Raw genomic sequence first — 14,231 nt, forward strand, 5'->3', positions numbered from 1 at the left:
TCTGGCTGAACGGCATGGAAGTCACGCAGTTCACCTACTTCCAGCAGGTCGGCGGTCTCGACTGTCGGCCGGTGATGGGCGAGATCACTTACGGGCTCGAGCGCCTGGCGATGTACCTGCAGGGCGTGGAGAGCATCTTCGACATCGTCTGGTCCGACGGCCCGTTCGGTCGCGTGACGTACGGCGATGTGTATCACCAGAACGAGGTCGAGCAGTCGAAGTACAACTTCGAGTTCGCCGACACCGCGATGCTGTTCCGTCACTTCCAGGAACACGAAACTGCGTGCCGCACGCTGCTGGAGAACGGCCTGGCGTTGCCGGCCTATGAACAGATGCTCAAGACCTCCCATACCTTCAACCTGCTCGATGCGCGCAAGGCCATCTCCGTGACGGAGCGGCAGGGCTACATCCTGCGAGTGCGCGCCCTGGCGAAGAGCGTCGCCGAAACCTATTTCAAGTCTCGGGAGGCGCTCGGCTTTCCGATGCTTGCGCGCGCTGCGGCCGGAGCATCGAAGCCATGAGCAAGCGCGATTTCCTGGTCGAGATCGGCACGGAAGAGCTGCCGCCGAAGTCGCTGTTCACGCTGGCGCAGGCATTCGCTGCCGGCGTGACACGTGGTCTCGACAACGCCAATGTGAAGCATGGCGACGTCGACTGGTTCGCCACGCCGCGCCGCCTCGCGGTCCGCGTTGCCGCAGTGGCCGATCATCAGCCGGATCAGGAAATCCGGCGCCAGGGTCCGGCGATAGCGAACGCCTACGATGCGAACGGGCAGCCGACGCGTGCGGCGCTGGGATTTGCCGCTTCCTGCGGCGTGAAGCTCGAAGAGCTGCAGCAGGTCGATGGGCCCAAGGGCAAGGTGCTGCAGTTCGTCGGCGTGAAAGCCGGTGAAGCAGTCGGCTCATTGCTGCCGGGCATCGTCTCCGCCGCGCTGGGTGAGCTGCCGATCGCCAAGCGCATGCGCTGGGGCAGCGGCGATCAGGAATTCGTGCGTCCGGTGCACTGGGTGGTGATGCTGTTCGGTTCGACGGTCGTCGAGGCGGACGTGCTGGGCAAGCCGGCGGGCAAGCAGTCGCACGGTCATCGGTTCCACGCACCGCAGGCCATCGCGATTTCCAGTCCGGCCAGATATCCCGACCTGCTGAAAGAGAAGGGGCGGGTGGTCGCGGATGTCGCACAGCGACGCGAATCGATCCGCGCCGGCGTCACAGCCATCGCCGAATCGCTGGGCGGCGCGGCGGTGATCGAGCCGGCGCTGCTCGATGAAGTGACTGCGCTGGTCGAGTGGCCGGTGCCGCTCGCCGGTCGCTTCGACGCGCGCTTCCTCGATCTGCCGCCGGAAGTGCTGATCGCGACCATGCAGGATCATCAGCGTTATTTCCCGGTGAAGGGCGCCGATGGCCGGTTGATGAATTCATTCATCACCGTGGCGAACATCGAGAGCAAGGATCCCACCAAGGTGCGCGACGGCAATGAGCGGGTGGTGCGTCCGCGTCTTGCCGATGCCGCGTTCTTCTGGGAAACGGATCGCAAGCAATCGCTGGCCTCGCGGCGCGAAGCGCTGAAGGCGGTCACCTTCCAGGGCAAGCTCGGCTCGCTGTACGACAAGAGCGAGCGCGTCGCGACGCTTGCGGCGCAGATTGCCGAGATCATCGGCGCCGACACAGCGCTGACGCGTCGTGCCGCGCAACTGAGCAAATGCGATCTGCTGTCGGCGATGGTCGGGGAGTTTCCGGAGCTGCAAGGTCTCATGGGCCGCTACTATGCGCAGCACGACGGCGAATCGTCCGAAGTCGCCGCGGCGCTCGAAGAACAGTACTGGCCGCGTTTCTCCGGCGATCAGTTGCCGGTCGGTCGCGTCGGCATCGCCGTGTCCATGGCCGACAAGCTCGACACCATCGCCGGTATTTTCAGCATCGGACAGAAGCCCTCGGGCACGCGCGATCCGTTCGGCCTGCGGCGTGCCGCACTCGGCGTGCTGCGCATCTGTTTCGAGCGCGAACTCGACCTGGATCTGATGCAGCTGGTGCAGAGTGCCGTAGCGCAGCAACCCGTCGCGGCGCCGGCGGAGACCGTCGCAGAGATCTGGGACTACCTGACGGAGCGGCTGCGCAGCTCCTATCTCGAAGACGATTCGCCGCTACGCATCACCACTGAAATGTTCGACGCCGTGATCGCGAGCCGCTCGCAGTCGCCGCTCGACATTCATCGTCGCCTGCAGGCCTTGGTCACCTTCCTGGCGCTGCCGGAGGCGCAGAGTCTGTCGGGCGCCAACAAACGCATCGCGAACATCCTGCGCAAGGCGCCCGACGATATTTCCGGCGCGGTCGATGCGAACCGGCTGCAGGATCCGGCCGAGCGCGCGCTCTTCGAGCATGTGATCGCGACGGAGCGCGCGGTGAATCCGTTGCTGGCCCGACGCGAGTACGGTGCGGCGCTGACGCAGCTGGCGAGCCTGCGCGAGGACGTGGACAAGTTCTTCGACAGCGTCATGGTCATGGCGGAGGATGCGGAGGTACGCCTGAACCGTCTGGCGCTGCTGGTGCGTCTGCGCGGCGTGTTTCTGCAGATCGCGGATCTGTCGCGACTGCCCGGCTGATATCGATCTTTCACGGCGGAGTCCGCTGAGTGCAGCTGCTGCGTTCGTTGCTCTACACCACCTGGCTGTTCGTCGGCACGGCGCTCTACGCTGTCGTCGTTCTGGCGTTGTCCTGGCTGCCGAGCCATCAGCTGTATGCGGTGGCGCGCAGCTGGTCGCGGGTCCAGCTCTGGGTGCTCAAGATCACCTGCGGTCTCAGCCACACGATCGAGGGTCAGGAGAACATCATCGAGGGCGCGCACATCTCGATGTGGAAGCATTCCTCGGCGTGGGAAACCATCGCGCAGGCGGGCATTTTTCCGGCGCAGTCCTGGGTACTGAAGCGCGAGTTGATGTGGATTCCGCTGGTGGGCTGGGCGCTGCATTTCCTGAAGCCCATTGCCATCAATCGGGGCGCCGGCGCGTCGGCGGTGAATCAGGTGGTCGACCAGGGCAAGCAGCGACTGGCGCAGGGACTGTGGATCCTCATCTTTCCCGAGGGCACGCGCACGGCGCCGGGAGAATCCAAGAAGTACGGCGTCAGCGGTTTTCTGCTGGCTTCGCGGGCCGGCTGCAAGATCGTGCCGGTCGCACACAACGCCGGGTACTACTGGCCGCGGCGCGGCTGGGTCAAAAAGCCGGGCAGGATCCGGGTCGTCATCGGGCCGGCGATCGACGCGGCCGGGCGAGATCCCCGTGAACTGGCGGAACAGGTACGGAACTGGATCGATGAGCAGGTGCGGTCGATGCCTGCTCCTCAGGGAAAATAATTTAACTGAAGTGGCGCTATTCCAATGGAGTAGCGCCTTATCAGGCAATTTTTCTAAACATCAAGATTGGCGACGGCCAGCGCGTTCCGCTCGATGAACTCGCGCCGCGGCTCCACCTGATCGCCCATCAACGTCGCAAAAATATCGTTGGCCGCGAGTGCGTCTTCGATGCGTACTTGAATCAGGCGCCGCGATGCCGGGTCGATCGTGGTCTCCCAGAGCTGATCCGGATTCATCTCTCCCAGACCTTTGTAACGCTGCAAGGTCTGTCCCTTGCGGGCCTGGTCCATCAGCCACTCGATGGCCTGCTTGAAGCTGCCGATGTCCTGGCGCTGTTCGCCCTTGGCGATGTAGGCATCGGGTTGCAGTAACCCCGACAGCGTCTTGCCGAGCTCCGCAATGCCGCGATATTCAGCAGACTCGAAGAACTCACGGTGGATGTGCTTCTCGCTGGTGCTGCCATGCTCCGTGCGCGCCACGAGCAATTTGGGGGCGCCACCGTCCGTGCCGGGCAGCACCCGGACACGATACTTGCGGCCAGCATCGTCATGACCGTTGAGCTGGGTCTCGAATCCGCGGCCCCAGGCGGTCAGCCATTCCAGGCTGTCGTGATCCGCGAGCGTGACCTCGGGCGAGTAGATGAGCTGCTCGAGGACGCGCTGGTCGTAGCGACGTGATGAGCGACGCACGATGGCGGCAACCTCCATCCAGCGGCGAGCCAGCGATTCGAGGGCGGTGCCCATGAGTGGCGCCTGGTTGCCACCGGTGTGCAGGCGCGCCTCTTCGAGCGCCTGGTTCAGGAGCATCGCGCTCAGCTCGTTGTCGTCCTTGACGTAGTGTTCGGCCTTGCCTTTCTTGAGCTTGTACAGCGGCGGCTGGGCAATGTAGATGTGGCCGCGTTCGATCAGTTGCGGCATCTGCCGGTAGAAGAACGTCAGCAGCAGCGTGCGGATGTGCGAGCCGTCCACGTCGGCGTCGGTCATCACGATGATGCGGTGATAGCGCAGCTTGTCGGGATTGAAATCATCGGCGCCGATGCCGCAGCCCAGCGCGGTGATGAGGGTGCCGACTTCCGCGGACGACAGCATCTTGTCGAAGCGCGCCTTTTCCACGTTCAGGATCTTGCCCTTGAGCGGCAGGATGGCCTGTGTGCGGCGATCGCGGCCCTGCTTGGCCGAGCCACCTGCCGAGTCACCCTCGACCAGAAAGATCTCCGAGAGCGCGGGATCCTTCTCCTGACAGTCCGCCAGTTTTCCCGGCAGACCCGCCAGATCCAGCGCGCCTTTGCGGCGAGTCATTTCTCGCGCCTTGCGGGCGGCTTCGCGTGCACGCGCGGCTTCGACGATCTTCGAGGCGATGGCCTTGGCTTGAGCAGGGTGTTCGAGCAGGAATTCCTCAAGCTTCGCACCGACGGTGGCTTCGACGATGCCCTTGATCTCCGAGGAAACCAGCTTGTCCTTGGTCTGGGACGAGAACTTCGGATCCGGCATCTTGACCGAGAGAATCGCGGTCAGCCCTTCGCGGGCGTCGTCGCCGGTCGTCGCCGTCTTGTCCTTGGCCGCGTATTGCTCCTCGACGTAGTGATTGAGCGTGCGGGTCAGCGCACTGCGAAATCCGGCCAAGTGCGTACCGCCGTCCTTCTGCGGAATGTTGTTGGTGTAGCAGTACATGCTCTCCTGGTAGGAGTCATTCCATTGCAGACCGAGTTCGACGGTGATCGCGTCCTGCTGGGTACGGAACCAGATGATCGATTCATGGACCGGGGTCTGATTGCGGTTGAGGTAGCGGACGAACTCGCTGATGCCGCCCTCGTATTCGAACACTTCCCGCTTCTCGTCGCGCTCGTCGACCAGTTCGATCCGCACGCCCGAGTTCAGGAAGGACAGCTCTCGCAGCCGCTTGGCCAGCACGTCATAGTCGAATTCGATGTTGGTGAAGATCTGGGCGCTGGGCTTGAAGCGGATGATGGTGCCGCGCTTCTCGGTCACCCCGGTTTCCGCCAAGGGCGCCTGAGGATCGCCCAACCGGTATTCCTGGTTGTAGAGCTTGCCGCTGCGATGAATGGTCAGCTGCAGGTATTCGGAAAGCGCGTTGACCACCGAGACGCCGACGCCGTGCAGGCCACCGGAAACCTTGTAGGAAGAATCGTCGAACTTACCGCCAGCATGCAGGATGGTCATGATGACCTCGGCGGCCGACCTGCCCTCCTCCGGATGGATATCCACAGGTATTCCACGGCCGTCGTCGGCCACCGTGACCGACTGGTCGGCATGGATGGTGACGGTGATTTGCGAGCAGTGGCCGGCGAGCGCTTCGTCGATGGAGTTGTCGACGACCTCGAACACCATGTGGTGCAAACCGGTGCCGTCGTCGGTATCCCCGATGTACATTCCGGGTCGTTTCCGGACCGCATCCAGGCCCTTCAAAACCTTGATTTTGCTTGAGTCGTAGACGTCGGAGTCAGTCATGGTGCAACCTGGATTGACGAGCGCGAAATTATAGCATTGGGGTGAATCTGCCTTGTTCCACGTGGAACGTTCGCCGCACATTGACCCCTTTCAGCCCCGCCTCGCTGACGGACGTGACGATCAATTGCGAAGGCACCGAATCGATCGCTTCGAGAAGTTTCCCCAAATTATCCACATCCAGCTCGGCGGCTGGATCGTCCAGCAGCAACGTGGTTGGCACCTGAGCGGTTACCGAACGGAGTTGCACCTGAGCCAGGATCAGGGCACAGGCGAGGAGCTTCTGTTGCCCACGGGAGATACGGTCGCGAGCCAGAGTACCGTCGACCCGGAAAGTCAGGTCGGAGCGATGCGGCCCGACGGTCGTCGTTCGGAGTTGTTGATCCCTGGGACGCTTGGCCGCGAACTCATCGCTCAGCGATTGATCGGCAGCCCATCCGCGGCGGTACTCAAAAGTCGCGGCTTCGCCCAGCAGCTTCCCGGCAATCTGTTCAAACACGGGACGCAACATCGCGACGTAGTGGCCGCGGTATCGATCCACGGCCTCACCGCACTCCGCCATCTCCCCTTCCCACGCACTGACGACGGCAAGGGTCTGACCGGCTCGGAAGGCTGCGTTGCGCTGGAGGAGCGCCCGCTGGTAGCGACGCCAGACCGCCAGAAAGTTGTGTTCCACGTGGAACACGCCCCAATCCATCAGCCGGCGGCGACGGGCTGAGCCTTCTTCGATCAGCCGGTGCACGCTGGGATCGATGAGCTGGATGGGCAGGATCTCGGCAATTTCGGAGATGCTCGAAATGCCGTGCCCGGCAAGACGGGTCTGTGAGCGTCCCCCCACGAACTCTGTGCCGGCCGTCAGAATTCCCCGCGGCGCGTCGATTTCCGCGACGATCCGGAAGAACGATTCCCCTCTTCGAACCAGCTTCTCGCGTGTATTCGCCCGCAGCGAACGGGCGTGACCCAGAAAGAAGATTGCCTCCAGAAGGCTCGTCTTCCCCGAGGCATTCCTGCCCAGAATGCCGGTGCCGCGGGGATCAAACTCCAGGCGTGCGCGCTCGATGCATCGAAAATTCTCGATATCGATCGACGACAGCACGCATCAACCAGAACGAAAATCGAGCGTTACAGCCGCATGGGCATGACGACGTACTTCGACGAGGCCACCGACGGCGCCGTAACCAGGCAACTGTTGTTGGCATCCGTCAGCCCCAGCTGAACTTCGTTCCCGTCTACCGCGGCCAGTGCATCGAGCAGGTAATTCACATTGAATCCGATCTCGACTTCCTCACCGTCGTAGGCCACTTCCAGCTCTTCTTCGGCCTCTTCCTGCTCCGGGTTATGGGATTGCAGTACTAACGCGTTGGCTTTCACTGCCAAGCGAATGCCGCGGTACTTCTCGTTGGAAAGAATGGCCGCCCGCTGCAAGGCTGAGCGCAGAACATCCCGATCGGCACGGACCTGACGGGGCGGATTGGCAGGAATGACGCGTCCGTACTCCGGGAATCGACCGTCGATCAGCTTCGAAGTGAAGCGAATATCGCCGATATGAGCGCGAACGTGGTTGGTTCCGATCGCAAGTTCGACAGATCCTTCTGTTCCAAGCAGACGCTGCAGTTCGAGCACACCCTTACGCGGCACGATAACCTGCTGTGCGCCACCGCTGCCGTCCTCCAGCTCGGTTTCGCAATAGGCGAGGCGATGGCCGTCAGTCGCGACAGTTCGCAGCACTTTCTCGGCAATTTCCACCAACATCCCGTTCAGGTAATAGCGAACGTCCTGCTGGGCCATCGAAAAATGCGTCTTGTCGAGCAGGCGTTTCAACGCCGCCTGAGAAACGGACAACGACTGCTGTGCACGGATGTCTTCGATCGTCGGGAAATCGCTGGCCGGGAGCGTCGTCAGGGTGAAACGGCTTTTGCCGGATTTGACCACCGCCTTCTCGCCTTCCACCGAGACAGTCACGTTCGCCTGTTCCGGGAGTGCTCTCACGATATCGAGCAGCTTCCGGCCCGGAACCGTGATCTCTCCGCCCTGCTGGAGAGACACCTTGGCTTTGGCCACCAGCTCCACCTCGAGATCGGTCGCAGTGATGGACAGCTCATCGCCGCGTCCCGCGATGAGCACATTGGCGAGGATGGGCATGGTCTGGCGCCGCTCCACCACCCCGATCACGGCCTGCAGTGGTGCGAGGATTGCTTCGCGTCCGGCACTGAACTTCATCGCTTCACCTGTGTTGTCTTAAAGATTTAATGAATTGGATATTTAAGAATTTATGATGATTACTGAGCAGATCGAAATCTGTGGAAAACTCACTTTATCCTTTCAGAATCAATCTATTGTCCTGTCGGTAACTTACCTGACGACGAGCTGGTGAGGTTGTACCCAACGTGTGTGCGACCTGTGGATTAATTTGATCCTCACGCCACCCACAAAGTATCCACAGCTAACCAGCCAGGGTTCTCAACAGGTTTTGATAGTCCTCGCTGATACGGATCTGCGATTCGCGCAAGTCCTTGATTACCCGGCAAGCATGCATCACGGTTGTATGGTCCCGGCCGCCGAACGCATCACCGATCTCCGGCAGGCTGTGACTCGTGAGTTCCTTGGCCAGCGCCATGGCCAGCTGTCGCGGTCGCGCGATCGATCGGCTGCGACGCTTCGACAGCAGGTCAGCCATGCGGATCTTGTAGTACTCCGCCACCGTTTTCTGGATGTTCTCGATCGTGACCAGGCGGTCCTGCAACGCCAGCAGGTCCCGCAGCGATTCCTTGGTGAACTCCAGCGTGATGGCGCGGCCCGTGAACTGCGAGTTCGCCACCACCCGGCGCAGGGCGCCTTCTAGTTCGCGAACATTCGAGCGAATTCGTTTGGCAATGAAAAAGGCCACTTCCTCGGAGAGCTCGACGCCCATCACCGCCGCCTTGCTCATCAGGATTGCGACGCAGGTTTCCAGTTCGGGCGGTTCGATCGCCACGGTCAGGCCCCAGCCGAAACGGGACTTCAAACGTTCCTCCAGGCCCTCGACCTCCTTCGGATAGCGGTCGCAGGTCAGGATGATCTGCTGCTGCCCTTCGAACAGGGCATTGAACGTGTGGAAGAACTCTTCCTGCGAACGGTCCTTGTTGGCGAAGAACTGGATGTCGTCGATCAACAGCGCATCGAGCGAGCGGTAAGCCGCCTTGAAGTCATTGATGGTGTTGTGTTGCAGCGCCTTGACCATGTCGCTGACGAAGCGCTCCGAGTGCACGTACGCCACACGGGCCTGATCGCTGCGACCCTTGATGGCATTGCCGACCGCGTGCATCAGATGCGTTTTTCCCAGGCCGACGCCGCCGTAGATGAACAGCGGGTTGTAGGCCCGACCGGGGTTCTGGGCCACCTGGTGCGCCGCCGCGCGGGCCAGCTGGTTGCTCTTGCCCTCGACGTAGTTTTCGAACGTGAAATCCGGATTCAGCCGGCTGCCCAGGACGGCGGGTGGCTCGCGCACCGGCATCCTTGAATTGCCTGCTGGTGCAGGTGCCGGAACGTTGGCTGCCGCCCGGGACCCCACCTCGAGGACGACCGAGAGGCCCGGCGCCGGCGACAATGCCTCGACCAGCTCGGAAATACGTCGATGGACATTGTCGTTCACCCAGTCCACGACGAATCGGTTGGGCGCGAGCAGGCGCAACACCCGGCCATCCTCCACCGCCTGCAGCGGCCGGATCCAGGTATTGAACTGCTGCTCGGGCAACTCGGCTTCCAGTTGCTCCAGACAGTGATGCCACAACGAAGCCGCCACGGTTTCGCCCCCGCCGACGCTCGCCATGCAAGCTCCGGCTCGATAACAACGGTCAATGAAATTGTTCTGCGCCGGTCGTTCCCAGCCGGGGCGCGAGAGGAGGGCGAGTCTAACCCCAAGCCCGCGGAGTTATCCACAGCACGGAAGCGTGATTTCCCGCGAAATTCAGCCGTCGCGCGCTTGACACCCCTGAAGGGCGTGCGTACCCTTGCCGCCCTTCTTTTTGACCCGCCATGTGTTTGTTTTAGCGCGACTTTCGCGCCACGAGATTGCAGCATGAAGCGCACTTACAACCCCAGCAAGATTCATCGTGCCCGTACCCACGGCTTTCGTGCGCGCATGGCCACCCGTGCAGGCCGCCTCGTGCTGTCTCGCCGTCGTGCCAAGGGTCGCAAGCGTCTGACGGTCTGAAGTCGCCGCCTCGGCGCCTTCCCTTTGTTCGATACCGTTCTTGCACACACCCGCCCGGCCTTTTACTCCGGCGCAACGTCTCCATAACAAATCGGACTTCGATCGCGTCTACAAAGATGCGCGACGTTTTGCCGATGCCATGTTTGCGATCTTCATCCGCCCCAATGGCGGACCCGCGGCCCGCCTCGGCCTGTCGGTCGCTGCGAAAATCATCGGCGGAGCGGTGCGCCGCAACCGCATCAAGCGTCTGGTCAGGGAATCGTTTCGACTGCATCAACATGAGCTGCCCGCGGTCGACATCGTCGTCAACGCACGCCACGGCGCCCGTGATGCCGACAATCCCGCCATCGTGCGCAGCCTCGAAAAACACTGGCGCGCGGTGAGCAAGTCATGCGCGTCATCCTGAAGTCCCTCATCCGCGGCTACCGTTACCTGATCAGCCCGCTGCTCGGTCCCAACTGTCGTTTCCATCCGAGCTGCTCGTGCTATGCCGAGGAAGCGATCGGCCTGCACGGTCCGATGAAGGGAAGTTATCTTGCGGCCCAGCGCCTGCTGCGCTGTCATCCCTGGCATCCGGGCGGCTACGACCCGGTGCCGCTCGCGACGGTTGATCTGGCAACACCGTCGTCACGAATCGAATCACGTTCCGACGAAACCGCAACCGCGGTTGCGGACCCCACGCGCTAGGCTGGAATCACTTCACTCATGGAAAACCAACGACTCTTTGTCTGGGCGGCGCTGGGCCTGGTGCTGTGGCTGAACTACATCACCTGGCAGCGCGACTACGCCCCGACCCCGCCGCCCGCCGCGGCGACGACAGTCACGGCGCCGGCAGCCAATTCACCCGCCGAAGCATTGCCGGAGCTGCCGTCGGCGGACGGCGCGCCCGCGGTTCCCGCTGCGGCAACCACGCAGCCTTCGTCCGAGGGCGCAGCCGCAAGTGCTCCTGTCATTCGCGTCGTGACCGACGTGCTCGACATGGAGATCAGCACGCGCGGCGGCGAGCTGCAGCGCGCCGACCTGCTCAAGTATCCGAAAGTGAAGAACCAACCCGACGTGCCCGTGCGCCTGTTCGACACGAAGGGCAACGCCCTGTTCGTGGCACGCTCCGGCCTGCGTGCCGCCGACCAGCGCGCCGAACCGACGCATCAGGTCATCTTTCAGTCGGCGTCCACCGAATATCGTCTGCAACCCGGACAGTCGCAGCTCGAAGTGCCGCTGACGTGGACCGATGGTCAGGGCCTCACCGTCACCAAGACCTATACGTTCACGCCCGGCAACTATCGCATCGGTCTCAAGTACGACGTCGACAACCAGTCGGGCAGCGACTGGAAGGCCGCGTCCTACGTGCAGATCGTGCGCCACTACGAGCACGTCGAACGCTCCTACTTCAACGTCGAGACCTACGCGTATCGCGGGCCGGCGATCTACGACGGCAAGGGCTATCGCAAACTCAACGTCGAAGACAAGGAAGAGAGCCACTACAAGAACACCATCACCGGCGGCTGGATCGCAGCGCTGCAGCATCACTTCGTCGCGGCCGCGGTGCCGCCGGTCGCCTCCGCCTATGACTATCAGTTGAGCGTGGACGCCGAGAACGACTTCATCCTGTCGTACCGCGGACCGCTGCAGACGGTTCCCGCCGGCGGCACGCACACCTTCGAAGAAGCACTGTTCGTCGGCCCGAAACTGCAGGATCAGCTCGCTGCGACCGGCCCCGAACTGCAGCGCACCGCCGACTACGGCAAGCTCACCATCATTTCGCAGCCGCTGTTCTGGCTGCTCAGCAAGGTCCACAACTTCGTCGGCAACTGGGGCCTCGCGATCATCATCGTCACGTTCCTCATCAAGCTGGTGTTCTACAAGCTCACCGCGGCGAGCGGCCGCTCGATGGCGAAGATGCGCAACGTCGCGCCGCGCATCAAGGCGATCCAGGAACGCTACAAGGACGATCGCGAACAGCTCGGTCGCCAGATGATGGAGATCTACAAGCGCGAAAAGATCAATCCGCTCGCCGGCTGTCTGCCGATCCTGATCCAGATTCCGTTCTTCCTCGCGTTCTACTGGGTGCTGCTGGAAAGCGTCGAAATGCGCCAGGCGCCGTTCTTCGGCTGGATCACGGACCTGTCGACGCGCGATCCCTTCTTCATCCTGCCGGTGCTGATGGGCGGCGCGATGTTCGCGCAGTTCAAGCTGCAGCCGATGCCGAGCGCCGATCCCATGCAGGCCAAGATCTTCGCCTTCATGCCCGTGATCATGGCGGGCACGATGGCCTGGTTCCCGGCGGGCCTGGTGCTCTACTGGCTGACCAACACGCTGTTGTCGATCGCGCAGCAGTGGCGCATCAACAAGCTGGTCGCGGCGGAAGAGGCGAAGAAGAAGGACTAGCCTGGGTCCTCAGCTCCTTCCCCCGCTTGCGGGGGAAGGTTGGGATGGGGGGTTCCCCACGGTTATCGCAATGAACCGGAGCGCCGACACCGACACCATCGCCGCCATCGCCACCGCGACCGGTCGCGGTGGCATCGGCGTCGTCCGCATCTCAGGAACGAAAGTTGCCGAAATCGCACAAGGCGTGCTGGGCGATGTTCCGCCGCCGCGTCACGCGGCCCTGCGCATTTTTCGTGACGCCAGCGGCGAAATGCTGGACGGCGGCATCGCGCTGTATTTCCCGGCGCCCGCGTCATTCACCGGCGAAGACGTTCTCGAACTGCAGGGCCACGGCGGCGCGGTCGTGCTCGACATGCTGCTCGCACGCATCGTGCAGCTCGGCGCGCGGCTTGCCGAGCCGGGCGAATTCAGCCGTCGCGCCTTTCTCAACGACAAGATCGATCTCACCCAGGCCGAGGCCATTGCCGATCTCATCGACAGCGGTTCGGCCCAGGCCGCGCGCGCCGCATTGCGCTCTCTGCAGGGTGAATTCTCCGCGGAAGTTCACGCACTGACTGAAGCGGTGACAGAAGCGCGCATGCATGTCGAAGCCACCATCGATTTCCCCGAAGAGGAAATCGACTTCCTCGCCGACACCGCGCTGCGCGAACGACTCGATCGCACCATCGAACTGTGCGCACAGATCATCGCCGCCGCACGACAGGGTGCATTGCTGCGCGAAGGCATGACGGTCGTGATCGCCGGCCGACCGAACGCCGGCAAGTCGAGCCTGCTGAATCGTCTCGCCGGCTACGACGCTGCCATCGTCACTGACATTCCCGGCACCACGCGCGACGTGCTGCGCGAACGCATCGACATCGATGGACTCCCGCTGCACATCGCCGACACCGCCGGCCTGCGCGACGAAGCCGACGTCGTCGAAGCCGAAGGCATCCGTCGCGCACACGCGGAGATGCGCCGCGCCGACCGCATTCTTTACGTGATCGACGCCACGCGCGGACTCGATGACGAACAGGTCCGCAGCGAAACCGCAGCGCTACCACCCGACGTGCCCATCACCTGGATCTTCAACAAGATCGACGCCGCCGGCGGCACTGCCCGGCTGCAACAGAGTCAGCCAGTACATATATATGTGTCCGCCACCACCGGCGCGGGCATCGATCTGCTGCGCGATCATCTGAAGGACTGCGTCGGCTATCAATCTGCCGAGACCGGGACGATCTCCGCCCGCCGCCGCCACCTCGACGCCCTCAACCGCGCCCAGCGCCACTTGCAGGAAGCCGACCGCCAGCTCACCGAACGCCGCGCCGGCGAACTGATGGCCGAAGAACTGCGCCTGGCGCAGCAGGCGCTCGGCGAAATCACCGGCGAATTCAGTTCGGATGATCTGCTGGGGCGGATCTTTGCGACGTTCTGTATCGGAAAGTAACGTCATGCTGGGCCAACGCCGGGCAGCGCCGCTGCCGATACAACAGGCGTTGCGCGAAATCTTCGGCGAACGCATCGATCACGTACGCGTGATCGAACACTCGCTCTACGCGCGCATGCACATCGGCGCTCGCGCCACGACCCGTCGCAATCGCATCCTGTTGCGCGAGTCGGCGGCCGACTTCTGGGCGGACCCGGAACTCGTGCTGCACGAGTACTTTCATGTGCTGCGCCAGTGGCAGCCGCGGCGCCTGACGATCTGGCGCTACCTCCTGGAGTGGTGGCGGCGCGGTTACTGGAACAATGTCTTCGAAGTCGAGGCACGCGCATTCGCTGCGAACCATCGCGACCGGCTGCATCGATTGATGCGTTACCCGAAGCCGTAAGCGATCGACCGGCGTCGCCCGGCC

At 62.8% G+C, this 14,231-nt stretch carries 13 protein-coding genes; 9 read left to right on the plus strand and 4 right to left on the minus strand.

Going from position 1 to position 14,231, the window contains the following annotated elements; translation table 11 throughout:
- From V7D81_RS17215 to V7D81_RS17225, 3 genes are all read left to right on the plus strand, one after another.
- A partial coding sequence (locus V7D81_RS17215; RefSeq protein WP_324318516.1) for a glycine--tRNA ligase subunit alpha occupies positions 1 to 521 on the plus strand: 521 nt, incomplete at its 5' end.
- Positions 518 to 2,599, plus strand: coding sequence for a glycine--tRNA ligase subunit beta (gene glyS, locus V7D81_RS17220; RefSeq protein WP_324318518.1), 2,082 nt, complete (start codon positions 518 to 520; stop codon positions 2,597 to 2,599). The genes V7D81_RS17215 and glyS, both read left to right, overlap by 4 nt.
- 29 nt (positions 2,600 to 2,628) lie before the next feature.
- The gene (locus tag V7D81_RS17225) at positions 2,629 to 3,348 is read left to right on the plus strand and encodes a lysophospholipid acyltransferase family protein (protein ID WP_324318520.1); all 720 of its coding nucleotides are present in this window, start codon (positions 2,629 to 2,631) and stop codon (positions 3,346 to 3,348) included.
- Between the two features lie 53 nt (positions 3,349 to 3,401).
- On the opposite strand, the gene gyrB is transcribed toward V7D81_RS17225, so the two are convergent.
- From gyrB to dnaA, 4 genes are all read right to left on the minus strand, one after another.
- Positions 3,402 to 5,816, minus strand: a complete 2,415-nt coding sequence (gene gyrB / locus V7D81_RS17230) for a DNA topoisomerase (ATP-hydrolyzing) subunit B (protein WP_349257686.1) — start codon at positions 5,814 to 5,816, stop codon at positions 3,402 to 3,404.
- A gap of 28 nt (positions 5,817 to 5,844) precedes the next feature.
- Entirely contained in the window at positions 5,845 to 6,909 is a 1,065-nt protein-coding gene (gene recF, locus V7D81_RS17235) for a DNA replication/repair protein RecF (protein WP_324318524.1), read from the minus strand.
- Between the two features lie 26 nt (positions 6,910 to 6,935).
- A complete protein-coding gene (dnaN, locus tag V7D81_RS17240) occupies positions 6,936 to 8,033 on the minus strand; it encodes a DNA polymerase III subunit beta (RefSeq protein WP_324318526.1) in 1,098 nt (365 codons plus the stop codon).
- A 223-nt stretch (positions 8,034 to 8,256) separates the two neighbouring features.
- The gene (dnaA, locus tag V7D81_RS17245; RefSeq protein ID WP_324318528.1) at positions 8,257 to 9,621 is read right to left on the minus strand and encodes a chromosomal replication initiator protein DnaA; all 1,365 of its coding nucleotides are present in this window, start codon (positions 9,619 to 9,621) and stop codon (positions 8,257 to 8,259) included.
- A 249-nt stretch (positions 9,622 to 9,870) separates the two neighbouring features.
- Between dnaA and rpmH the strand changes: the two genes are divergently transcribed.
- From rpmH to V7D81_RS17275, 6 genes are all read left to right on the plus strand, one after another.
- Positions 9,871 to 10,005 (plus strand): 50S ribosomal protein L34, encoded by a 135-nt coding sequence (gene rpmH, locus V7D81_RS17250; RefSeq protein ID WP_184331051.1) that lies wholly within the window; start codon positions 9,871 to 9,873, stop codon positions 10,003 to 10,005.
- 40 nt (positions 10,006 to 10,045) lie between these two features.
- Positions 10,046 to 10,411: a ribonuclease P protein component gene (rnpA, locus tag V7D81_RS17255; RefSeq protein WP_324318534.1), complete on the plus strand. Its 366-nt coding sequence runs from the start codon at positions 10,046 to 10,048 to the stop codon at positions 10,409 to 10,411.
- Positions 10,396 to 10,692 (plus strand): membrane protein insertion efficiency factor YidD, encoded by a 297-nt coding sequence (gene yidD, locus V7D81_RS17260; protein ID WP_324318536.1) that lies wholly within the window; start codon positions 10,396 to 10,398, stop codon positions 10,690 to 10,692. The genes rnpA and yidD overlap by 16 nt, the downstream gene beginning before the upstream one ends.
- 18 nt (positions 10,693 to 10,710) lie before the next feature.
- Positions 10,711 to 12,393: a membrane protein insertase YidC gene (gene yidC, locus V7D81_RS17265; protein WP_324318538.1), complete on the plus strand. Its 1,683-nt coding sequence runs from the start codon at positions 10,711 to 10,713 to the stop codon at positions 12,391 to 12,393.
- 70 nt (positions 12,394 to 12,463) lie between these two features.
- Positions 12,464 to 13,822 carry a tRNA uridine-5-carboxymethylaminomethyl(34) synthesis GTPase MnmE gene (gene mnmE / locus V7D81_RS17270; RefSeq protein ID WP_324318539.1) on the plus strand — a complete coding sequence of 453 codons (1,359 nt, stop codon included), beginning with the start codon at positions 12,464 to 12,466 and terminating at the stop codon, positions 13,820 to 13,822.
- Between the two features lie 4 nt (positions 13,823 to 13,826).
- Positions 13,827 to 14,207 carry an eCIS core domain-containing protein gene (locus V7D81_RS17275; protein WP_324318541.1) on the plus strand — a complete coding sequence of 127 codons (381 nt, stop codon included), beginning with the start codon at positions 13,827 to 13,829 and terminating at the stop codon, positions 14,205 to 14,207.
- Positions 14,208 to 14,231 lie beyond the last annotated feature (24 nt).

This window comes from Povalibacter sp., from assembly GCF_036735925.1.
Classification (GTDB): domain Bacteria; phylum Pseudomonadota; class Gammaproteobacteria; order Steroidobacterales; family Steroidobacteraceae; genus Steroidobacter.